Origin of the sequence: Herpetosiphon giganteus, assembly GCF_016907925.1 — a bacterium.
Classification (GTDB): domain Bacteria; phylum Chloroflexota; class Chloroflexia; order Chloroflexales; family Herpetosiphonaceae; genus Herpetosiphon; species Herpetosiphon giganteus.
Genome location: NZ_JAFBCZ010000030.1, coordinates 17,453 through 40,029, shown reverse-complemented (window position 1 = coordinate 40,029; position 22,577 = coordinate 17,453). Strand labels below are relative to the sequence as shown.

The window sequence follows — 22,577 nt, the reverse complement described above, 5'->3', positions numbered from 1 at the left end:
ATTGTAGTTGATTACACACGGCCTGTCAAACTGCTTTCTTTGGGGAGATTTTTGTACTCGCTGCCTCTAGTGTAGCACACAAAAAGCCTATTAGCGTGTATCATAGCGGCATTTACTACGATTTGTCGCAAGGAGTTCGCGATGAAAAGCGCACAGCTGAGTGCTATCGCTTGGACGCTATTACGAGTCGTTGTCGGTGTTGTGTTCGTGGTTCATGGCTGGTCGAAGGTAACAATGATTGGTGATATTGCTGCAACCTTTGGCAACCAATATCAGTTACCAATTCCAGCGGTGCTGGCATGGTTGGTGGCAACAGTTGAATTTTTGGGTGGCTTGGCATTAACTGTCGGGGTGTATAGTCGTTGGGCAGCATTATTGCTTGGTTGTGTCATGCTTGGGGCAATTAAAGTCCATTGGGGCAAATTTTTTTATTATGCAGAAGGCATGGAATACGATTTAGTCTTGCTCACGATTTGTATCGTCATTGGCTTAAATGGTGGCGGCCCGTATTCAGTTGATGAAATGGTTTTGAACAAGCCCCCAGCCAAAAAACCAGCCTAAACTGCTTGCAATGCAACCAACGATCAAAGATAATAGCACATCTGAACTATCCATTCTGCTATTTCTAGGAGCGTTGCCCAATGCCTGATGGTAAAACCCACGATATGCTCACCGTCTTTACAGGCATTGTTGGGATTCCAGTTATTTGGCGGTTGGTGCCAAACAGTGATTTATTGGCGGCGTTTGTTTGGGCCGGAACCCATATGGTTTCCGGTATGGCCTTCTCGCCCGACCTCGATTTGGCCTCCGAACCCTATAATCGCTGGGGGCCACTACGCTTTATTTGGTGGCCCTATCGCGAGTTAGTGCCGCATCGCGCCGGAATTTCGCATAGCCTCGTGTTTGGCCCGCTCTTTCGGCTGGCCTATTTCTTGGTGATGGTCTGGCTCTCGTTTTATCTGGGCATGACATTAATCAATAGCTTCACGCCCGTCGATACTGCCACCATCAGCGCCGCTTTTATTGCCGATCTCAAACAGCTTTGGTATAGCGATCGTCAATTAATTATCTATGGCTTGATTGGCTTTATCACTGGCGGCGCGGTGCATTCAATTGCCGATTGGCTGATTGAGGGCCGCGAGCCATACCACCGATCGTTGTTAATGCCGTGGCGCAAGCGGCGACGCAAACGCCGCCGCGATGATTGGGGCTGGTAATTTAGCCCAACCATGTGCCAATTTTGCCATCGCCGCGACTGCCAAGCAGCAGTTCTGGTGGCGTTGGGCGTTGCTGCCAAAAACGGTTCCAATTGGCGATTGCATTCATTTTATAGGCCCCAATGATCGCAAAGATAATGATCGATGGGATGATAATAAATTGGCTGCTCAAAACCGCCCTTATACCATATTGAAACGCGATAATAAAAGAAAGCGATTGGACTGAGCTAAGGTCAATGTCGCCGATAAGCACCGAAAAAATCACACTAATCGATATTAAAAAGCCAAAGCCACCCACGAGAATTGTCAAAAAGCGGCCTAGGGTATAGCTTGCTCGTAGCCATGCATCAAGCATTGGTACTTGCTGGCCTGCTTTCGGTGGCGTTGGCAAGAGGCCAATTTTGCTGCGCTCAATCGAAAAAAGCGTATTTGTGCCGCGCGGAACGACTGGAACCCAAGCCATCGTTGGTGGCGAATCGGTCAAGGCGAGCAACATGGGCGACCCCATGATATTCAGCCCAACACTATTAACTGGTTGGGTAAAATTATGCGGCAGCACAGGCCAGCCAACGAATGGCACCGCTAACAGCAATTGTTCTGGCACTTCAACCGTTTGAAAATCTTTTTCGCGAATTGCCTTGAGCGCGCCACTAACTGGGCGGCGTAATTGAGGCTGGCCAGTTGGTCCCCAAGCAATCATCCATGGCCCCAAGGTGCGATAGCCATGGACTTTGAGCCACTGTTCTGCTGCGGCCATAACTGGCCCAACATAGCCTGTCGGCAACGGGGCAATCAGCTCTTGGTGGGCTGGCAAAACATGCAATTGGAGCGCCATCGCCTCAGGCAGATGTTGGGCAATTATTTGTTCGATGGGAAAGTCATTGCTCACGCTGTTTCTCCGACTCTAGCTCAATGATCAAAAGGGGTGGTGTTGGGGTCGTTGCCCAAAAACGGTTCCATGCCTGAATTGCACTGCGGCGCTGGCTCCAAATTACCACTCCCAATAGCATGCTTCCAATGATACCAAACCAACGCAGCGCTGTGAAGATCGCAAAGCTTTGCAAAAACAGCACCTGTGGCTCAGCCCCTAGCCACCATTGAAGCAAGGCCCATGGCATGCTCAACAGCAAAATGCTGATGATTGCAGCTAGTTGCAAGCGTAAAAATGGCGGCCATGTGTGCTGCCATTGATCGCGCCATGTCAATTGTTGCCCAAGCTCAGGCACAGGCCTTTGCCAGCCAAGTTTGCGCACCCACCAGCTATGACGTGGCCACAACGCCCGCGTTCCCAGCGGCACCACCGGAATATAGGCCTGCACTCGTGGCTCAACGCCAACCAGCGGCAAGACTGGAATCAACGGTGCACTCAATGGCTCTAAGCCTTGCTCAGCCAATTGATCGTAGATGCCAGCCAGGTTGTAGCGCTGCTGAGCATCAAGCGTCAACCAGATTTCGGCTACCAAGCGGGCCTCGATTTGTTGCACGCTATATTCGGCGCTTAACTTCGGGTCAAACACATGAGCAATCGGTTGATAGAGCATACGCTGGGCTGCTGGATTCCAGGTTTGCAAGGCTGGGCCGAGCGCCGTATAGCCTTGTAAGCGCAAGGCTTGGCGCATGTGGTCTGCTTGTTCCAGCACTTGCGCAAGCTCAGCCCGCCGCAAAACGCTATCGTGTTGTTCGAATAAAAACAGTGCTAGCATTGCGCTCAATTTCTTGGCCTCAACCATTGTTTGCTTGTTCAGCGTAGTATAGCAACGATCTGCTGATCGCTGAGCAGATTAATGAAATATAGCATATTTGTGCTAAAAATATTCGACATTATGGCTATTTCACGGTATAATACAAGCAGATTAAATTTAGGGATTTAGCGCTTACGTAAGGGATAAAATTCATGGAAATAGGGATTGTCAAGCCAGTTGCAATTGTCGATGAGATGCGCACTGCCTATCTCGATTATGCAATGAGTGTGATTGTCTCGCGGGCGTTACCTGATGCTCGCGATGGCCTCAAACCAGTGCAACGGCGGATTTTATATGCAATGTTCCGCGAAGGGCTGTTGCACAACGTTCGCTATTCCAAATGTGCAGGTGTTGTCGGCGAAGTGCTCAAGAAGTATCACCCGCACGGCGATTCTTCGGTGTACGATGCGCTCGTGCGGCTGGCCCAACCATGGAATATGCGTTATCCGCTGGTCGATGGCCAAGGCAACTTCGGTTGTTTTACTGGCGATACCAAAATCAAGCTCCTTGATGGCACTGAAAAAAGCTTTGAAGAACTCGCGCAACTACCATACGACGAGATCTTCTATGTTTATTCAGTTGATCAACAAGGCAAGATTGTCGTTGGTGAAGGCCGCTCATCACGGATTACCCGCCGCCAAGCTCAGTTGATTGAATTGACCTTTGATGATGGTTCAGTAGTTCGCTGTACGCCTGATCATAAGTTTATGCTGCGTGATCAGACATGGAAAGAAGCCCAGCACTTAACAATCGATGATAGTTTAATGGCTGGCTATTTTGATAGCAAGAATCCATCAATGGTTTTACAACCTCAAACTGGCGCATTTGAAACCCTAAATCTCACGGCTATCAGTAATGCTAAACCTTTAGCAACTATCTGGAATAGTGAGAATCAATCAATAGTGCAATACACCTCACGGTTACTTGCCCAATTTGGGTCAACAGATTTGAGTGCTGCACTTTATGATGCTCAACGGACTGAGAAAATTCCTAGCAGTCTAAAGGCAATTCAAACATTTGGTTCATTTGAGCAGTTAGTTCAAGTTGCCTCAACGTACAATCATCGCGTAGTTGGCTTGCGCTGGTTAGATGAAACTGCTGATGTTTATGATATTACGGTTAATGAATATCATAACTTTATGCTAGCAAACGGCTGTGTTGTGCATAACTCTGTCGACGGCGACGCAGCTGCCGCCTACCGATATACTGAGGCGCGGCTCAAGGAAATTGCCGAAGAATTGTTGCGCGACATCGACCGCGACACGGTGAATTTTGGCCCCAACTTTGATGGCGGCTATCAAGAACCACTGGTGTTGCCAGCGCGCTTGCCCAATTTGCTGCTCAATGGCTCCTCGGGGATTGCCGTTGGTATGGCCACGAATATTCCGCCACATAACCTTGGCGAGATTTGCGATGGCATTAGCTACTTAGTCGATAATCCCGATGCGACGGTTGAAGATTTGATTAAGTTCATTCCTGGCCCCGACTTTCCAACCGGCGGCTCGATTTTGGGCACTGAAGGGATTGTTAGTGCCTATACCAGTGGCCGTGGCCGAATTTTGATTCGCGCCAAAGCCCATATCGAAGAAGCAGCTCGCGGTGCGTATCATATCGTCGTGACCGAATTGCCCTATCAGGTCAATAAATCACGTTTGATCGAACGGATTGCCGAGTTGGTCAAGGATAAACGCATCGAAGGCATTCGCGACGTGCGCGACGAATCCGACCGCTCGGGGATTCGCATGGTGATTATTTTGAAACAAGATGCCCAGCCCAAAAAGGTGCTCAATCATCTTTTCAAATACACCAGCATGCAAACGACCTTTGGGGCCAATATGTTGGCCTTGGTCGAAGATGGCAAGCAGCCACGCACGCTTTCGCTCAAAAAAGCCTTGCAAGAATACATCGAGCATCGCCAAATTGTTATTCGCCGGCGCACTGAGTTTGATTTGGCCAAAGCCAAAGCGCGGGCGCACATTCTCGAAGGCTTAAAGATTGCGCTTGATCAGCTTGATGAAGTGATTGCGACGATTCGGGCCAGCCGCACTGCTGAAACCGCACGCAGCAACTTGATGAAAAACTTCAAACTCAGCGAATTGCAATCGCAAGCAATTTTGGAAATGCAATTGCGCCGTTTGGCTGGCCTCGAACGCAAAAAGATCGAGGACGAATACAAAGAAGTGCTGCGCTCAATCGCCGACTTCGAAGATATTTTGTCCAAGCCAGAACGGGTTTTCAGCATTATCAAAGATGATGTGGCTGAGCTGAAGGAAAAATATGGCGATGTGCGTCGCTCGCGGATTATTGCCGATGCAACTGGCGACATCAGCACCGAAGACCTGATTCCCGACATGAATGTGTTGGTAACGGTGACCGATCGCGGCTACATCAAGAAACTGCCTGGCGATACCTATCGGGTGCAAAATCGCGGTGGGCGGGGCATTAAAGGCATGACCACCAAAGAAGACGATGTGGTGGCACACCTTTTGATGTGTAACACCTTGAACGACTTACTGTTCTTTACCAACCGTGGTAAAGTCTATCAGCTCAAAGTACACGAAGTTCCCGATGCCAGCCGCACGGCCAAAGGCCTGCCGTTGGTCAACTTGATCTCGCTCGAGCCAGGCGAATTGGTCACATCATTGATTGCCGTTCCCGATTTCGACGATGGCGAATATTTGGTGATGACCACCGTCAAAGGCCGAATCAAGCGCACAAAACTGAGCGAATATAGCTCGGTGCGTTCGAATGGGCTAATTGCAATTGGGCTTGATGCTGGCGACGAACTGCGCTGGGTCAAAACCAGCAATGGCGATGAAGATATTTTGATGACAACCCAACATGGTCAAACCATCCGCTTCGGCCAAGACGAAGTACGCCCGATGGGTCGACCAGCAAGTGGGGTAATTGGCATCAAAATGTCGGCCAAAGATCAAGTGGTTGGGATGGATTTGGTTCGGCCAAATTCACAACTGCTGGTGATTACCTCACATGGTATGGGCAAGCGTACCGACCTTGAAGAATATCCAGTCAAGGGGCGGGCAACCCAAGGGGTGATTACCATGCGGCTTAAGCCAGGCGATATTATTGCCGCCGCATTAGTGCTGACTGATAGCGACATTGTTACCACAATTACGCGCAATGGCGTAGTGATGCGTACGCGTGCTGATAAGATCTCCAAGTATGGGCGAACAACCCAAGGCGTTAATGTAATCAATCTTGATAAGAAAGATTTAGTTGCCGCTGTCTCGGCTGAACCACCAGTCGACGACAAGAGCGACGATTCGGATGCCAACGATAGCCCCGGCACAGTAACCCTCACTGCTTAAGCTTTTTAAGCAATTCACTTGCGAAAAACCCGTTGCATACCTGATGTGCAACGGGTTTTTGTGGGTTAAACTCAAATTCAGCTATATATCTAGATCACACTTTTTTTACCCTGTTTTAATCTAGCTATTCATGGAAACTGTGATATAATCGGGGAGACATAACATAATACCAGCAATTTTCCACCTCTATATCCCATCTACTTACCACCACCACTGTCCGCTGTCGGCTGACCTATTGACCCAGAAAGCGAAGGAACGGAAGATACACCAACAGGCCGAGGAGCCTGTGAACCGCCATGATAGCGGGGTCTCTTTTCCGCGCAGTCAAAGAGGATTGCAAGGAGGCGAGCATGATCTCTTCAAGCGTTTATATGTTGCTTGAGCAAGCGATCGATACTCCCGAAAAGCTGCATTGTGTCATACTATTTGCACAACGAACAGTCAATCAAGGCACGGCTGCTCACATCGCCCGCCAGCTCGGGCGTGATATATGGAGCATTGAGCGCGCGCTCAAAGAGCTCAGTGAAGCAGGGATTCTTTCCATCGCCGGTGAAGGCAAGTCATCGTGTTATCACTATCAACCGAAAGCATATGTGGTTAATGCCTTAGAGTTGTTAATTCAGACCTATAACGACCCGATTTTGCGCAGCGAAGTATGCGATTATGTGCGTGAGCTAGCCAGCTATGCACCCTATCGCGCCCAATTTTATACCATGCTGACAATCTAAATCTGCGCTGGCTCGTAGCTCCTGAGAAGAGAGAGCGACGCAGGTTTTGATTTATTTCTCCTAGGCTTATTTATTTAATGAGTTAAGATTTACTGATTATACCAATTCAAGCAGATCTGCGACCTCTGTGCTGCTTGACAGGTATAGTTTTTTTTGCTATGCTCGTTTTCGAGAAAGATCATCGATTACCACACTTCACTCCCACCATACTCCATTCCGCATCCTCTTTCTTAGTTCTGCAAAGCACATACTGTTTGGCAATCAACTATTTAATTTCTAGAAGTATGCTATGCAGTATTTATATCTACAATTGAGTTAGATTATTATTTCAGCGAGCTATAAATAAGGAGAAGTGATGAAAAAGCTATGGTTTCTTGCCATCGTTAGCTTAATCTGTGTATTTACTCTACTGAATTCAAGCAATAACGCTTTTTCAGCTGAGCTAGATCTCGAATCAGCGACAAAAATTATTCGTCAATTTACGAATAATCCCACCCTTGAACTAAAAGATGTACCAAATGCAGAACATGCGTTAGGAGTGCATGAACGTACATTTGTTACGCCTGATGGTTCGGCAATATTTACGCTTGATGAAGTGAACAAAATTGTTACAACCGCGATTGTGCAGCCTGATGCGCATGCTCGTTTAGCAACTCCGTTGAGCCTTGACCAAGGCCAAGCATTAGCTGAAACCGTGGTGCAACAACAGCTTGGCTCAACCAATGGATTGAACTTGCACTATCAAGCAAGCAAAGATCATGCTGCTGCAGGAACCCTTCAGCGCTTTGAATGGGTTGAAACACGTGGCTCAGCCAACGCTATTACACCGAATCGGGTGATGCTGACGATCGATCCTGCCACCGGAACGGTCGTAAGTTATTCACGAATTGTTGCTCGCGCGATTGATATTGATCCCGAGCCAAAGATTAACTATCAACAAGCCTTGGAAATTGTTGCAAAACAAAATTCTTTTGCTTTTGTTGAGCGCTCACATCGCTTAGATATTTGGTGGGAGCACAATGATCGCAGCAAGAATTATATCTTGCGCTGGGTCATTAATATTGAAGCCAAGAATTCAGCAAAACATGGCATAACTGAAGTAGCTCAATATGTTATTAATGCCCATAACGGCGATATTATCGAGGTACTACGCTAGATTTTGGGAGATGGAGGTATTGCTTGCTCGCAATACCTCCTTTTTTAATAAGGATGCTGTATGTTTCGTTTGTTCTATCAACGCGGATTGGTATGCTTGTTATTCATTTTGCTCTTTTTTGGCTGTGATTCAACCCAGCTACCTACCAGCACACCCGAAGCAAGCCCATTTGCGTCAGGCGAAGTTGTTGAGCCAGCAACTTTAGAAGAATTTCTGCGCGTGAGCAACTTGCGCGAAGCGCTCGAAATTGAATGGCATAACCCTACCACTAAAAGTTGTATTACGATTCGTGATCAAGCCTTTATTCAGCAGTTTGTCGATATGATGCTTATGCCCCAAAGCACAACTCCGATCAGTGCCAACGAAGCAACCTTGCTTATATTCGAAACCAACAGCCTTGATCAGCCAGCAGATACCCGTCTGATTGCTCTTAATCTTGACCCTGCCCAAGCCACCGCTGCGTTTAACAATCTATCAACGCCCAATTGGCCAATCGATTTGCAGGGTCAATATCAGCTTGGCGATCCACAGGCGTTGCTTGATTTATTGGCAACCATCGAACCGAAATCAACAACCAATGGCCCTGTGTGTGAGTAGCAGATAAACCTAACCCCAAGCTGAATATGCCATAGCATCTCGCACCTACACTCGATTCGCAAGCAGGAACCATTGCTGGCGACTGGTATACTAACGCCGAAAGCGAATTAAGCTAGCGAGGTAGCATTGTGGAACGTTTAGTGCTCAATGGCGAGCAGTTAACTGTCGATGGTTTGGTGGCTGCCGCTCGGAATCCAGCAATTAAGGTTGAATTAGCTCCCGAAGCAATTGAACGAATGCACTATTCGCGCGCCGCTGTCGAGCGTTTTGTGGCCGAAGGTCGGGTGGTCTATGGCATCACCACGGGCTTTGGCCATTTTCAGAATCGCACGATTGATAGCGACCATGTGCGCGAATTGCAACGTAATATTATTATGAGCCACGCTACTGGCACGGGCACGCCGTTGCGCCGCGACCAAGTGCGGGCAATGTTGATTGTGCGGGTCAATACCTTGGCCAAGGGCTTTTCGGGCATTCGGCCATTGGTTGCTCAAGCCCTACTCGATTTGCTCAACGCCGATATTTTGCCAATTATTCCCTGCCAAGGCTCGCTTGGGGCCAGCGGTGATCTTGCGCCACTTGCGCATGCCAGCTTGATTTTGCTTGGTTTGGGCGAGGCGGTTGAGCCTGGCCAATCGCCAGTCCATGGTCAACGCATGAGCGGAGCCGAAGTTTTGGCCCGCTTGAACCAAAAACCTTTGGTTTTAGAGGCCAAAGAAGGCTTGGCGCTTACCAATGGCACAGCCTTGTTGAGCGGGCTTGCAGCCTTGGCAATTTACGATGCCGAGCAATTGTGTCGCACTGCAGAAACTATCGCCGCCTTGTCGATGGAAGCCTTGGCGGCCTTACCCTCGGCCTTTGATCAACGGCTGCATGCGATTCGTCCGCATCCGCGCCAAATCGATAGCGCGCGCAGTATTCGCCACCTGTTGCAGGGCAGCAGCTTTGTCTACCCCAACGGCGAAGCTGATCCGGCGCTGTATGGGCCACATAAAGTGCAAGATGCCTACTCGTTGCGTTGCGTGCCGCAAGTGCATGGCGCAATTCGCGATGCTGCCTGTTATGGGCGCTGGGCAACCGAAATTGAACTCAACAGCGCCACCGATAATCCCTTGATTGTTCCCGTTGATCCTGAGCAGCTTGCTGGCGAATACGAGGCGATTTCGGGTGGTAATTTCCATGGCGAGCCATTGGCCTTGGCGATGGATTTTCTTAAAGTGGCCTTGAGCGAGCTGGGCAACATTAGCGAACGCCGCACGGCGCGCTTGGTTGATGCTGGCTTAAATGGCAATTTGCTGCCGCCATTCTTAACCGAGCAAGGCGGCTTGCACTCGGGAATGATGTTGATTCAATATACGGCTGTGGCGTTGGCGAGTGAAAATAAAGTGCTGGTGCATCCCGCTGCTGCCGATACGATTCCCACCTCGGGCAATCAAGAAGATCACGTCAGCATGGGGCCGACCGCCGCCCGCCAAGCGGTTGAGATGCACGATAACGTGGTGGGCATTTTGGCTTGCGAAGCGTTGTGTGCTGCCCAAGCGATTGATTTACGCTGGCAAAAGCATCAACGCTTGCAGCTTGGCCAAGGCACGGCTGTGGCCCAGCAGGCAATTCGGCAGGTTGTGCCATTTTTGGCCGAGGATACTGTGATGTATCCGCATATTGAGCGCTTGAAGCAATTGATTTTCGCTGGCAACTTGGCCTTGGTGGAGTAAGCTCAAATATTGGTTGAGAAGTATCCCCTCACCCCAACCCCTCTCCCATCCACTGGGCGAGGGGCTTTAACTTCGTGGCTCTTGCGCAATTCGTTGGTGAACCACGGAAGCTCCCCCTCGCCCACTCAACGTGGGCGAGGGGGCTGGGGGTGAGGGAACGCTACCAGCCCTAATCTTCAAGTATTACAAGCGCTCTAGGTCTTTGGCTCCGCGTCGCCAATCGCTGGCAGCCATTGGGCGTTTGCCTGCTGGCTGAACTTCGAGCAATTCGAGCGCGCCGCTGCCAGTGGCGACCAAAATTTGGCCTTGTTGCTCGATTAGCGTGCCTGGCTGAGCGTTGCCGCTCCAACTGCTATGCGCTTTGGATCGCAGAATTTTAAACGGCTGATCGTTGAGTTTTACCGCAGTTCCAGGCCATGGATCGTAGGCGCGAGTCATACGTTCGAGCACAATTGCTGGCAAACTCCAATCGATCAAGCCATCGTTTTTGCTGATCATTTGGGAGTAAGTCGCTTGGCTATCATCCTGAATTTGGGCTTGAATTTGACCCGCAGCATAGGCTGGCAAGAGCTGTGCTAGCAACTCGCCGCCTTGGCGCATCAATTGGGCCGTCCATTCCCCAGCCCGCGCATCTTTGGCCAAAGGCATGACCACTTGACCCAAGATTGGCCCAGCATCCATTTTGGCTGTCAGCTTGATGATCGACACGCCGACTAAATCATCGCCTGCCAAAATTGCCCCCGTAATTGGCGCTGGACCACGGTAGAGCGGCAAAATCGATGGGTGAATATTCAAATAGCCCAAGGCTGGAATTTGCAAAACATTTTTACGCAAAATCTCGCCATAGGCTGCGACAACCCCAACTTCTGGTGCAAAAGCCCGCAAGCGTTCGACCGCAGCGGGATCTTTGAGGGTTTCTGGCTGAAACACCGGAATGCCAAGCCGTTCGGCGGCAAGTTTGACTGGCGGCGCGGTGAGCACATTTTTGCGGCCAGCAGGCCGATCTGGTTGGGTCACGACACCGACAATCTCATGGCCGCTGGCGTGCAATAACTCAAGCGGCGCAACCGCAATTTCAGGCGTGCCTAAATATAAAATTCGCATTTGATGATACCTCCGACTGGGAGCGTTTTCCAGCACGCATGATACCGTGCTTGCTGGAAAATCGAAAGCAGCTAGACGCGCTCTAAACGGGCACAGGTGCAAGGATAGCCAGCATTATCGCTCTCAAAGGTTTTGCTAATCGCGAAGCCAGCCCGCTGATAGAGTTCAACGGCTCGGCGGTTTTCGGCGAGGGCAATCGTCCAAGCGCCAGCCCCAATTTGTTCTAGGGCAAAATTGAGTAATTGGCGGCCTAAGCCACGGCCATAATGGCTTGGCGCGATATACAACCAGCCAAGATATTTGCCATTAATCCCAACAAAGCCCACCACCTGATCATCAATGCTGATGACAAATTTTTGTGATTGCTCAAAATCGCTGAGCGAGGCTTGATCGTCTGCAAGCGGGATAAATGCTCGTGGGTCGCACGCGCCGCGCAGTTCGTCGGGGCGGGCTGCATCGTGAATTTGGCTGACCACAGCCCAATCGGCTGCGGTATAAGGGCGAATCTGCCCAAGGGTTGTATCGTGCATGATTGAAACTCCTGCAATGGTAAAGATGCCGAGCATACCAACTTGTGGCTCAGCCCACATCCGCCCTGAGAGGGAATATAATCGAGTTAATGCCTGATCGCAGCAAACTGAAACTGTGTTAAGATAACGCGCAGTTCAGCGGCAACAGCAGGTGGAAACAGCACGTTATGCTTGGATGGTTCCAGCAACAATCCAAAATGCTTACATGGCGCACACTTTTTGGTTGGGCAATGGTTGTTCAGCTGGCTTTGGTGTGTCCATTGGGCTGTGTGATTCACTGTTTGCTGCAACACCAACCAATGCTGATGCAAGCAGAAACGCAGCCAGCCAGCATGTTTGTCTGTTCCCTGATGAGCCAAACCGATTCAATGCCAAATGGCTCGTCCAGCGGCATAACTTCAACCAGCATGGGCAGTGGTTTGGTGGCAATGTTTGCGCTGCTTGGTTTTTGGCCCAGTTTTGGGTTTGGTTTGCGCAGCCTGCGCCGTGTGAATTGGCTTATTCAACACCCCTTAGTTTCGTTTCAACAGCGATTAACGACTCCCCCTCCTCGTTAAACCCAACTCAATCCACAATCAATGGTTTGTGATCTTAGCGTGGCTGCACGCTGAGAATGTTTGAGTTTGGGAGTTTTCTCCAATGCCAATCGTTTTACGTTTGCGCTCTGCCGTTGCTGGCCTAGCGCTTGTGGGCTTGGCCGCCTGTGGTTCTGCCTCAACCGATAGCAATGTCGGGCGCTTTACTGGGGTTTCAACAACCGTTCCTAGAGCTGGCAATACTGCTGCGAGCACTGGCGACGCTGCTGCTGGCAAGGCAATTTTCGATGGCACGACCGCGCTTGCTGGTGCGCCGCCCTGCCTGAGTTGCCATGTGGTCGATGCCGCTAAACCGCAAACCGTCGGGCCAAATCTGGCCGGAATTGGTGCGCATGCCGCGACGCGGGTTGCAGGCCAAAGCGCCAACGCCTATTTACACAGCTCAATTGTCGATCCCAATAGTTATGTGGTCGATGGCTTTGCCCAAGGCTTGATGTTTGCGGGCTATGGCGATGCACTCACTCCCCAGCAGATCGATGATGTTGTGGCCTATTTATTAAGTTTGCAGTAAATCCGAGCTGGTTGCTGCGGTTATCTCACGTTGCTCGCCACGGCTTTGGCCCAGCAGGAACGTGGGCGAGCGCAGCAGCCAAATTCTTCTACCAAAACGAGGTTTTTTAAAATGATGACGACAACCACCAACGCTGGCGCAACCAGCGACGACCAGCGGGCGCAATCGGTTTTTTATCGCGCAATTTGGCGCTGGCACTTTTACGCAGGCCTGTTTGTTGTGCCCTTGATGATTGTGTTGGCCGTAACTGGCAGCATTTATCTGTTCAAGCCGCAACTTGATCGTTTGATGTATGGCGATTTGATGAACGTGGTGCATACCAGCGGCTCGGCCCAAAGCTACACTAGCCAAGTTGCTGCCGCCCAAACTGTCTATCCGGCGGCCAGTGTTGGCAAAATTCGCCCAAGCGATGCCCATGATCGCAGCACTGAAATTAGCATGAGCACCAGCGATGGACGCAATCTGACGGTTTTTGTCAATCCCTATACCAACCAAGTGCTTGGTGAGCGCGACGAAGATTGGAACTTACAAACAGTTGCTTTGAAATTGCACGGCGAGTTGCTCATTGGCACAGTTGGCGATCGAATTATTGAATTGGCTGCCTGCTGGGCGATTTTGCTCACGCTTTCGGGCATTTATCTGTGGTGGCCACGCTCGAAAAGCGGCATCTGGGGCACATGGTTGCCGCGTTTGCGCAGCAAAAACAAACGTATTTTCTGGCGCGATTTGCACGCTGTGCCAGGCATGTATGCTTCGTTGATTGTGCTGTTTTTGCTAATTACGGGCTTGCCTTGGACGGGCTATTGGGGCGAAAACTTTGCCAATATTTCAAGCAAATATCCCAATCAGCTGTGGAGCAATATTCCCGAATCGACGGCCTTAACTGGCAGCCTCAACACCACCACCGATAAAGTTGTGCCTTGGGCGGTTGAGCAAGCGCCATTGCCGCAATCGGATCCTGATCATGCTGAGCATCGTGGCAACGGAGCCAGTGCGCCAGTGCCAAGCAGCGCCACCGAAGGCCCGCAAGCTGCCACGCCAGTTACGCTCGATTCAGTGATTGCGGTGGCCAAAGCGCGCGGCGTGATTGCCAGCTTTACGGTTACGCCACCAAGCAGCGCAAAAGGCGTGTACACAATCGCAGCGGTTGCCAACGATCCTGCTGATGAAGCCACGATTCACGTCGATCAATACAGCGGCGCAATTTTGGCCGATATTCGTTGGCGCGATTATGCCTTGGTTCCTAAGGCTGTCAGTATGGGGATTTCGCTGCACGAAGGCAAATATTTTGGCTTGCCCAATCAACTTTTGGCCTTATTTGGCGCAATGACGGTGTTGCTGCTTTCGGTTTCGGGCGTGGTGTTGTGGTGGAAACGCCGCCCTGCTGGGCGCTTGGGTGCGCCAAATTTACCAGCCAACTTCCCACATTGGAAGCCTGTGCTGTTGCTGGTGGCGTTGGCGAGTTTGGCCTTCCCGTTGGTTGGCGCATCGCTATTGTTTATGCTAGTGTTGGATCTGACGCTGTTTCGCTTTGCGCCACGCTTGAAGCAGCGCTTTGCCTAATTGCACGCATGGTTAGGGCAGTTGTGGCTCGTTGCTTTGGTTGCGGGCAAAGCGATCGAGTACGCGCCGCAACACGCGCAAAGCCAATTCCATTTGCGGCACAGAAAGCAAGCGGGTTTCGTCATCTGGCTGGCGGAAGCCCGCTGCCGTGCCATCAGATTTAAGCCCAACGACGCTGATTGCGTGATAGCCCAAGGCCAAAAGTCGGGCGCTATCAAGCCGTTCGCCACGATAGGCCGAGCGAATCAGTGGTGCGCTAGCAGATTGCAGTTCGTGGAACATTTTGGCCAGTTGCTGATCGGGCTTACGTTCGTGCCACAAGCCTTCGCCAGCCACAATCGTCAAATTGCCGCGCCCAAGCCATGGCAAATTGATAAACCACGTTTCGTCTTTGGGGAAGGGATAGCTGTTGAGCAAGGCTTGAATACCTGAGCCTGCGGCGGCTCCTGCACCGAGGGCCACGACCCACAACTCAACATCATCACGTTGTGGCCAATCGGCGGCGAGGGCAATTGCGGTTCCAACAGCGGCGGCATCAACCGCGCCAACTGTCCATTCGGCTCGTGATTCACGGCGTAGCACAACCAGCAAACATACCAAGAGCAACAAAGCGGGAATTAATAGCACACTATGCCAAGCAGGCAGAAAAATAGCAATCCCAAGCGCGACTAAGCCCAAACTAAAGCCAAAAGGAATGCTGAGCAGCCAGACGCGCAGCCAACTAGCTCGGCGTGGCGTGAGCATGCGTGGCGAATCAAGATGACATAACAGCACAATTCGCGCGCGTGGAGTGCGGGTAGCGGCCCGAGTGCCAATTACATTTTGGCTAGGGCGTTGGCGCAATAAACTCGCCAAAATTGGCGGCCCATGCAATTCGCGCACAGCCAGTAATAGCAACAGCACCAGCAAGGCGATTGAAGGATAGGGCAACCACCAGCCCAAGCCAAGCGCCAGCAAACCAATGCCAGCCAGCAAGCCTAAGCCTGCGCTGGGCGCAGCCGCAGCCGAGAAAGTTTGGACCCCAACTTCGAGGCCAACTTGGCGCATTTGGGCCGCAATCACCGCAGCGGCGCGCGCCTCGGCAGTTGAAGTTGCAGGCCGCTCGCCAATTTCGTCGGCAAGCGTGCCGGTAATTCGTTGTTGCACAGATTGTTCGCTCATTTTAACTAAGGCTATTTGAGCCCGTGAAGCGAGCAATTTTTTCTGAGTTGCCATCGCAACCCCCACAGGCAAAATCGTCAATGATTGATCGCAGCCTTCGCTTCTCTGGTCAACCCACAGGCTGGGGGCCATGCTCTATTCTACACATAATCGTACTATTCGTGAAATTTAGCAAGCGCCAATGCTCCTATCTTTGAGGATTTGGCTAACGGAAAGGATGAAGGATGAGGGATGAGGGATGAAGGGCTAAAATCAAAAGGCAGAAGGCAGAAGGCAAAAGGCAAAAGGCAAAAGGCAAAAGGCAAAATGGGGTCGCGGTCTAGGGGCCAGGGGTCGGAGGTTCAGTGGCTAAACATTAACTACATCGCAGCAGAGGATGGGTGGCTATGGACTGATGGCTATGGGAACAATCATCTGAGTCAATCTGAGTCAATCTGTGGCCAACACGAAACCTTCGCGTTCTTCGTGCTCTTCGCGGTTTCCGTCCTTCGTGCCCTTCGTGTCCTTCGTGGATCAAATTAACAAGCGCGTTGGTACGCCAACTGCCTTAGCATGGCTTGGCAGATCGCGAATAACCACGGCTCCTGCTCCTATCACCGTCCACGCGCCAATGCTGCGGCCTTGGATGACATTTGCACCCATGCCGAGCGCCACACCTTCGCCAAGCTGACAATTGCCAGCGACATGCGAGCCTGGGTTGAGGTTGGAAAATGCGCCAACAGTGCTATCGTGGCTGATGCTGGCCCCAACATTCACAATGCTATGTGGGCCAATGCTGGCTAAAGGGCCAACAACCGCGTTGGGAAAAAGCATTGCACCTGCGCCAATTGTGGCGTGGGGCGAGATGATGGCATGGGGGGAGATTGCGTTGGCTGCGTGTAGCTCTGAGCCAAATTGGTGGGCAATTCGCTGGCGGGTGGTATTATCGCCAATCGCGATAATCACGCTAAATTGGGCCAAACGGGTTGCTAGCCAAGCGATTGGGCCTAAAATTTGAATGCCGAGGCTGGTTGTTCCATGTTGGCTTTGATCATCGGTGAGCATGCCATGCAGTGGGCCGCCTTGACCCGCCGCATGTTGGGACTGCACAATTTCGCCAACTTCGCGGGCATGGCCACCAGTGCCCACAATAATCACTGGGCGCACTATTTGCCTCGCAAATCTTTGGCCACGCCATCGCGTCCATAAATGCCAACGGGCCGCACGATTGCGCCGATTGTGCGCCAAAGAATCAGCAAATCGAGCCGCCAACTCCAATGCGCAATATACCAACAATCAAGCTGAATTCTGGCTTCCCAATCGATGTCGTTGCGGCCATTGACTTGCGCCCAACCAGTGATCCCAGGCCGAACCGCTAAACGTTGGCGCTGTGCGGGTGTATAGCGCGCTACTTGTTCGGGCAAGCTGGGGCGGGGGCCGATTAAGCTCATCTCACCACGCAGCACATTCAATAATTGCGGCAATTCGTCGCAGCTCCAACGCCGCAGCCATTGGCCAACGCGGGTAATGCGCTGATCGTTGTAGGCGATTTCGAGGCCTAAGCCTTGGCGTTCTGCATTAACGACCATGGTGCGAAATTTATAGAAGGGAAATTCTCGGCCAGCCAGCCCGACCCGTGGGCGATTGTAGAAAATCGGGCCACGCGAGGTTAATTTAATTGCGACAGCAATCAGCAGCAACAATGGGCTAAGCAGTACGAGTGCCAATCCAGCCACAATCAAATCAAAGCAGCGTTTACTTGAAGCGAGCGGCGATGGTTGCATAGCTATCCTTTAGCTTAATGCCAAGCGTTCGATGCGGCGCAAGGCTTGCTCTAGCTCGCGAGTAATTTCGCTTTTGACCATGCTGAGCGGCACAACTTTGGCGGCTGGGCCTAATATTGGCTTGAGATCGAAGCTTAGGCTGGCATGAACTTTGGTGCTATTGGCTTGGGGTTGGAGTTGCCAATGGGCCACAATCGGCAAGGGTTGTTCGGCTTCAAAGCGAATCGATTGTTGCTCGATCGTGCTAAATGTGCCTTGGGCCGCCTGCGTGCCAAGGTGTGCGCCAAAATCGAAATAGGCGGTTAGTGGCTGCGCAGCGCTGGTTGGTTCGCTGACTTCAACTCGGGCAATCTGCGGCAAAATGCGCGGCAAATTGTGCGGATTGGCCAAGAGTTGCCATAATTCGCTGATTGGGCGGCGTAGCTGGCGTTCACGGGTCACGGTGATCATCGGCGCTCCTTAGCTTTTATGGCGGCCTTGGATCGCCGCTAGCTCTAATGAAAAGGCTTGAATTGGGGCGTTTGGTCGCCATTGCGGCCAATTGCGGCCATAGCGTTCGGCCAAGGCTACTAGCGCAATGCTGCTATCGGTTAAGGGCTGGGCGCTGGCTTCGGCCACGACTGAGCGAAACGTCCAATCGGGGTTGATTTGATCAGCTTCTATGCACCAACCAGTGGGTTGCTGCTGTAACAGTTGCGCCAAGCGGCCTGCTGCCCGCAAGGCAATCAACAAAGTTTGATCGCGGCGCACAAAGGCCAAAGGCACTGCATAACTAGCCTCGCGTGCTTGATCAAAGCCAGCGATGCGTAGCACTTGCAGCTCATCGAGCAAGGCCAAAGCTTCTGCTGGCGCTAAAATACGCATCATAGGCCATGCTCCCAGTGCCGCCCACCGATGCGTTCGATCTGGATGCAGCCAGTGGTTGCTTGGCTAATCGTGTTGATGATAGCGCGTGGCCCAGCTTTCAAGGCTTTGCTTGCTTGATCGAGAATTTGTTGCCAAAAGCCAGTGCCATATTTGAAGGCCAGCAAGCGGGTGGCATGGGCGTATTCTGCGCCAAGCGGCACATCGCGGTAACGGCCCCACACAAAAACGCTGGTTGAGCCAGTTGGCTCAAAGGCATCTGCTTGCAAACCAACGCCTTGCGGATAGCGGCGCAACAAACTAAGCTTATGGCCTGGTTGGGTTGCAAAATAAATATGCGGCGCTTCGCAGACAAAAAACAGCGGCGCAAGGTTGCTTTGATTGCGGGCATGATCGTGTGTCGCCAAGCGCCCAACCGAGGCTTTGGCTAAAAATGCCCAAATCTGGGCCGCATTGAGGCGTTGCCCATCGCTTAATTGTTCGGTTTGGTGTTGCATAATGTCAATTATACGAGCAATTTGATTAAATGAGTATCTATGAAGCCTGCAACCATAGTTCGAACCTCACTGATGTTGATCGCCGCCACAGCTGCTTATAAAGTGCTGGGTTTTGCTGAAAAGCTTGCTTTAGCCCACTTTTTTGGCACCAGCACCACCGCTGATGCCTATTTGGCGGGGGCGGCGGTTGTTTTGCTGATGGGCTTTTTATTGGGCGATATTGCTGGCCCAAGCTTAGTGCCGATGATTTTGCATGATCGTGCTGCTAGCCCACGCACGCTGCGCGCCAGTTTGGGCTTGGTTGGTTTGGCGGCAGTGCCATTAACCTGCTTGGGCTGGCTTTACGCCGTGCAATTAGCGCGTTTATTTGGGCCTGGCTTCGACCAACCAACCTTGCTGATGACTGCCAAAATTATTCGCATTGGCTTGTTGGCCTTTCCGGTAATGTGTTTTTCGGCGGTGCTCGGCGCTTGGTATCAAGCCTTTGAGCAATTTACGCGCCCAGCTTTGGCCGATTTGATGTTGAAATTGGTGCCAGTAATTGCCTTGTTGTCAACAGGCAGCGTCTATGGCTTGGCCTGGGGCTTGGTGGTTGGCGCGGTGTTGCGATTAATTCCCTTGTTGCAAGCCGATGTGCCGTGGTTGCCAAGCTGGCGCTGGCGGGGAGCGCAACTGCCCACGGTGTTGCGCCATGCTTATCCATTATTATTAACCTCGCTAGTTTCGGTGCATTTGATTAGCGTGATTGAGAATGCCATTGCTTCGACGGTTGGCGCTGGCTCAGTTGCGGCCCAAACGTATGCGCGGCGAATTGTCGAAGTACCGATTATTTTGTTGCCGCAAGTGCTTGGGCGGGTGCTGTTTCCTATTTTGACGGGCTTGGTATTGGAGCGCAATTATCAGGCTTTGCAAGCTTGGTTGGCCCGTTGTTGGCGTTGGTCGCTGTTATTAACCTTGCCGCTGATGGTCTTGGGCATGGTCTTGTGTCAACAGATTGTGGCCTTGTTGCTGCAACGTGGCGCATTCGATCAACAATCAGTGCAGATGACCAGCACAGCGCTTTGGGCAGCATTGCCCGGCTTGCCAGCCTTGGCCCTCAGCACCTTGTTAATTCGCTTCAGCTATGCGATGGGCGATACGCGCTGGCCCAGCGTGATGCGGGTGCTGGGCGCGTTGCTGCAAATTGGCTTGGCCTTGTGGTGGCGGCGTTGGGGCTTGGCTGGGCTTGGTTGGGCCACGACCGTTTCGTTATGGGCTGAAACTTTGGCCTTGGCATGGCTAGCCCAAAAAACTGTGCAGCAACCAATGCAGCTGAATTGGCGTTTTACTTGGCAGGTTGGTTTTGCCAGTAGCGTAGCTGGCGTGGCGGCGTGGCTGATGATGCGGGCATGGCAACCAATCAGCACTGCTAGCTTATTACTGAGTTTATCGAGTGCCTCGCTGGTCGGTTTGCTTGGCTATATGCTGATTTTGGCGCTAGGCCGCAATGCGGAAATTGGCTTGCTCTGGCAGCGGTGGCAACAAGGAAAAATACAATGATTTGGCTCTATTTAAGTTTATTTGGGGTTAGTTTTTTGGCGGCAACAGTCTTGCCTCTTGGTTCAGAGGCGGCGTTGGCCGCAATGGTCGTGCATGCTGAATCGTTGTGGTTGCCGTTGTTGGTTGCCACACTGGGCAATGTGCTTGGCTCGGCTACGACGTTTTGGCTTGGGCAACGAGCACGGACAGTCATCGATCAGCGCAATCACAAAATGGCTGAACGAATGCAACGAGCTGAGCGTTGGCTTGGGCGTTGGGGCACGCCAGCCTTAATTTTGGCATGGTTGCCAATCATTGGCGATGTGCTGGTGGCCGTGGCTGGAGCCTTGGAACTACCGTGGGTTCCAAGTTTGGCCTGGATTACGCTTGGCAAGGCGTTGCGGTATGGAGTAATTGGCGCGGCGGTGCTGGCGGTTTAATCAAAAAAACCTCGGCAAGCCGATTTGCGTAGCAACGATATGCGATAATAAATACAGGCTGCAACTACCCAGTTGACCATAACGTCCAATGTAGCAGTGCAGCGAGCGATTCATGTATTCTCGCAATGCAGCGAAAGGAACATACAATGCGTTTGATTTTATATCTTGGCAAGGGTGGCGTTGGTAAAACCACAACCGCAGCGGCAACCGCCGTGCGGGCAGCGCGCATGGGCTACCGAACGTTGGTCGTCAGCACCGATGTGGCCCACTCCTTGGCCGATGCACTTGATTGCCAAGTTGGTGCTAGCCCAACCCAACTGAGCGATAACCTCTGGGCGCAAGAAATTAATGTGCTCGAAGAAGTGCGTCAACACTGGGGCGAGTTGCAAGGCTTTGTTTCCAATTTGCTCAAGCGCAAGGGCGTAAACGAAGTTGCCGCCGAAGAATTAGCCGTGATTCCAGGCATGGAAGAAGTTGTCAGCTTGTTGCATATTCGCAAGCAGGCCAAAGAAGGCAACTACGATGCGGTGATTGTTGATGCAGCGCCAACTGGCGAAACCGTGCGCTTGTTGACTATGCCCGAAACCTTCACCTGGTATGCTTCGCGGGTGATGCAATGGGAAACCAGCACCATGAAAGTGGCCAAGCCCTTGATTCGGGCCTTGGTGCCAGCCTCGGATATGTTCGATACCTTGCCACGCTTTGTTGAGCAGGTCGAAGCCCTCCGCGCAACGTTGGCCGATCCCAAGATCAGCTCCTATCGCTTGGTGGTCAACCCTGAACGCATGGTTATCAAAGAGGCGCAGCGGGCAGCTACCTACTTGGCCTTGTATGGCTATCCGGTCGATGGTGTGGTGCTCAATCGGGTGATGCCAAGCGATGTGCGCGGCCATAGCTTTATTGAGCAAATGCAAGAAGTGCAGGCCAGCTATCGCGCTCAAGTGCACGATATTTTCACGCCGCTGCCAATTTGGGAAGCGCCAATGTACTCGCGTGAAATCAAAGGCCTTGATGATTTGGCCGATGTGGGCGCGGCGTTGTTTGGCGATCGCAATCCGCTTGATGTGTTTTACGTCGGCAAAACCATGGACATTACCAAGCAAGGCGATCAATATGAATTACGCTTGCCCTTGCCGCATGTTGAAGTTAACAAAGTCAATATGACCAAACGTGGCGATCAGCTGTTTATTGAAATTGGCAATTTCCGCCGCGAAATGATTTTGCCGACAATGTTGGCTGATCGGCCAGCCTTGCGCGCGGTGTTTCGCAATGGCGAGTTGGTGGTGCAATTTGGTGCGCCAGCGCCACTTGAAACTGCTTAGCGGTAAGTGATTGCTTAAAATTTAAAAGGGTGGTTTTTTCACATAATTGGGTGTGATCACCACCCTTCCGTCCCGCCTCAAGGCGGGAGACGCAGGGGTTTTCAGCCCCTGCACCCCAAATATTTATGCGGTGGAATGTTCCTATGTTTCTATTCCCCCTTCGTGCGCTTCGTGGATCAAACCTTCGTGTTCTTCGCGGTTCCCGAATCCCTGAACCCTAACTA

Annotated in this window: 23 protein-coding genes; 13 read left to right on the top strand and 10 right to left on the bottom strand. The window is 51.6% G+C overall.

Features of this window, described 5'->3' with window-relative positions; translation table 11 throughout:
- Positions 1–141 precede the first annotated feature (141 nt).
- Together JOD20_RS21400 and JOD20_RS21395 are read left to right on the top strand one after the other, a co-directional pair.
- Entirely contained in the window at positions 142–561 is a 420-nt protein-coding gene (locus JOD20_RS21400; protein ID WP_204757232.1) for a DoxX family protein, read from the top strand.
- An 80-nt stretch (positions 562–641) separates the two neighbouring features.
- Entirely contained in the window at positions 642–1,217 is a 576-nt protein-coding gene (locus tag JOD20_RS21395; RefSeq protein WP_204757231.1) for a metal-binding protein, read from the top strand.
- Between the two features lies 1 nt (position 1,218).
- Here JOD20_RS21395 and JOD20_RS21390 read toward each other — a convergent pair whose 3' ends face one another.
- Together JOD20_RS21390 and JOD20_RS21385 are read right to left on the bottom strand one after the other, a co-directional pair.
- Positions 1,219–2,106 (bottom strand): hypothetical protein, encoded by an 888-nt coding sequence (locus JOD20_RS21390; protein WP_204757230.1) that lies wholly within the window; start codon positions 2,104–2,106, stop codon positions 1,219–1,221.
- Positions 2,096–2,920, bottom strand: coding sequence for a hypothetical protein (locus JOD20_RS21385; RefSeq protein ID WP_204757229.1), 825 nt, complete (start codon positions 2,918–2,920; stop codon positions 2,096–2,098). The genes JOD20_RS21390 and JOD20_RS21385 overlap by 11 nt, the downstream gene beginning before the upstream one ends.
- A gap of 191 nt (positions 2,921–3,111) precedes the next feature.
- Here JOD20_RS21385 and gyrA point away from each other — a divergent pair, with 191 nt between their 5' ends.
- The 5 genes from gyrA (at position 3,112) to hutH (ending at position 10,484) form a co-directional block, all read left to right on the top strand.
- Complete coding sequence (gene gyrA / locus JOD20_RS21380; protein WP_204757228.1) at positions 3,112–6,288, top strand: DNA gyrase subunit A; 3,177 nt, start codon at positions 3,112–3,114, stop codon at positions 6,286–6,288.
- A 350-nt stretch (positions 6,289–6,638) separates the two neighbouring features.
- Positions 6,639–7,016: a hypothetical protein gene (locus JOD20_RS21375; RefSeq protein WP_204757227.1), complete on the top strand. Its 378-nt coding sequence runs from the start codon at positions 6,639–6,641 to the stop codon at positions 7,014–7,016.
- A 355-nt stretch (positions 7,017–7,371) separates the two neighbouring features.
- Positions 7,372–8,172, top strand: coding sequence for a hypothetical protein (locus tag JOD20_RS21370; RefSeq protein WP_204757226.1), 801 nt, complete (start codon positions 7,372–7,374; stop codon positions 8,170–8,172).
- A 60-nt stretch (positions 8,173–8,232) separates the two neighbouring features.
- Positions 8,233–8,769: a hypothetical protein gene (locus JOD20_RS21365; RefSeq protein WP_204757225.1), complete on the top strand. Its 537-nt coding sequence runs from the start codon at positions 8,233–8,235 to the stop codon at positions 8,767–8,769.
- 128 nt (positions 8,770–8,897) lie between these two features.
- Complete coding sequence (hutH, locus tag JOD20_RS21360) at positions 8,898–10,484, top strand: histidine ammonia-lyase (RefSeq protein ID WP_204757224.1); 1,587 nt, start codon at positions 8,898–8,900, stop codon at positions 10,482–10,484.
- Between the two features lie 183 nt (positions 10,485–10,667).
- Here the strand turns inward: hutH and fmt are convergent, their stop codons facing one another.
- Both fmt and JOD20_RS21350 read right to left on the bottom strand, forming a co-directional pair.
- Complete coding sequence (fmt, locus tag JOD20_RS21355; protein WP_204757223.1) at positions 10,668–11,588, bottom strand: methionyl-tRNA formyltransferase; 921 nt, start codon at positions 11,586–11,588, stop codon at positions 10,668–10,670.
- Between the two features lie 71 nt (positions 11,589–11,659).
- Positions 11,660–12,118 (bottom strand): GNAT family N-acetyltransferase, encoded by a 459-nt coding sequence (locus tag JOD20_RS21350; RefSeq protein ID WP_204757222.1) that lies wholly within the window; start codon positions 12,116–12,118, stop codon positions 11,660–11,662.
- Between the two features lie 167 nt (positions 12,119–12,285).
- Here JOD20_RS21350 and JOD20_RS21345 point away from each other — a divergent pair, with 167 nt between their 5' ends.
- The 3 genes from JOD20_RS21345 to JOD20_RS21335 all read left to right on the top strand — a co-directional run bounded on the left by JOD20_RS21345 (position 12,286) and on the right by JOD20_RS21335 (position 14,788).
- Positions 12,286–12,675, top strand: a complete 390-nt coding sequence (locus JOD20_RS21345) for a hypothetical protein (protein WP_204757221.1) — start codon at positions 12,286–12,288, stop codon at positions 12,673–12,675.
- An 82-nt stretch (positions 12,676–12,757) separates the two neighbouring features.
- Complete coding sequence (locus JOD20_RS21340; RefSeq protein WP_204757220.1) at positions 12,758–13,225, top strand: c-type cytochrome; 468 nt, start codon at positions 12,758–12,760, stop codon at positions 13,223–13,225.
- Between the two features lie 111 nt (positions 13,226–13,336).
- Complete coding sequence (locus JOD20_RS21335; RefSeq protein ID WP_204757219.1) at positions 13,337–14,788, top strand: PepSY-associated TM helix domain-containing protein; 1,452 nt, start codon at positions 13,337–13,339, stop codon at positions 14,786–14,788.
- A 12-nt stretch (positions 14,789–14,800) separates the two neighbouring features.
- On the opposite strand, the gene JOD20_RS21330 is transcribed toward JOD20_RS21335, so the two are convergent.
- From JOD20_RS21330 to JOD20_RS21305, 6 genes are all read right to left on the bottom strand, one after another.
- The gene (locus JOD20_RS21330; RefSeq protein WP_204757218.1) at positions 14,801–15,934 is read right to left on the bottom strand and encodes a hypothetical protein; all 1,134 of its coding nucleotides are present in this window, start codon (positions 15,932–15,934) and stop codon (positions 14,801–14,803) included.
- A gap of 528 nt (positions 15,935–16,462) precedes the next feature.
- Positions 16,463–17,095 carry a NeuD/PglB/VioB family sugar acetyltransferase gene (locus JOD20_RS21325; RefSeq protein ID WP_204757217.1) on the bottom strand — a complete coding sequence of 211 codons (633 nt, stop codon included), beginning with the start codon at positions 17,093–17,095 and terminating at the stop codon, positions 16,463–16,465.
- On the bottom strand, positions 17,095–17,712 hold the full coding sequence (locus tag JOD20_RS21320; protein ID WP_204757216.1) for a sugar transferase: 618 nt from the start codon (positions 17,710–17,712) through the stop codon (positions 17,095–17,097). The genes JOD20_RS21325 and JOD20_RS21320 overlap by 1 nt, the downstream gene beginning before the upstream one ends.
- A 9-nt stretch (positions 17,713–17,721) precedes the next feature.
- Complete coding sequence (locus tag JOD20_RS21315; protein ID WP_204757215.1) at positions 17,722–18,162, bottom strand: SRPBCC family protein; 441 nt, start codon at positions 18,160–18,162, stop codon at positions 17,722–17,724.
- A gap of 9 nt (positions 18,163–18,171) precedes the next feature.
- Positions 18,172–18,579 (bottom strand): pyridoxamine 5'-phosphate oxidase family protein, encoded by a 408-nt coding sequence (locus JOD20_RS21310; RefSeq protein WP_204757214.1) that lies wholly within the window; start codon positions 18,577–18,579, stop codon positions 18,172–18,174.
- Positions 18,576–19,073, bottom strand: a complete 498-nt coding sequence (locus JOD20_RS21305; RefSeq protein WP_204757213.1) for a pyridoxamine 5'-phosphate oxidase family protein — start codon at positions 19,071–19,073, stop codon at positions 18,576–18,578. The genes JOD20_RS21310 and JOD20_RS21305 overlap by 4 nt, the downstream gene beginning before the upstream one ends.
- A gap of 39 nt (positions 19,074–19,112) precedes the next feature.
- Here JOD20_RS21305 and murJ point away from each other — a divergent pair, with 39 nt between their 5' ends.
- The 3 genes from murJ (at position 19,113) to JOD20_RS21290 (ending at position 22,353) form a co-directional block, all read left to right on the top strand.
- A complete protein-coding gene (gene murJ / locus JOD20_RS21300; RefSeq protein WP_204757212.1) occupies positions 19,113–20,612 on the top strand; it encodes a murein biosynthesis integral membrane protein MurJ in 1,500 nt (499 codons plus the stop codon).
- On the top strand, positions 20,609–21,031 hold the full coding sequence (locus JOD20_RS21295; RefSeq protein ID WP_204757211.1) for a YqaA family protein: 423 nt from the start codon (positions 20,609–20,611) through the stop codon (positions 21,029–21,031). The genes murJ and JOD20_RS21295 overlap by 4 nt, the downstream gene beginning before the upstream one ends.
- 146 nt (positions 21,032–21,177) lie before the next feature.
- Positions 21,178–22,353 (top strand): ArsA family ATPase, encoded by a 1,176-nt coding sequence (locus JOD20_RS21290; protein WP_204757210.1) that lies wholly within the window; start codon positions 21,178–21,180, stop codon positions 22,351–22,353.
- Positions 22,354–22,577 lie beyond the last annotated feature (224 nt).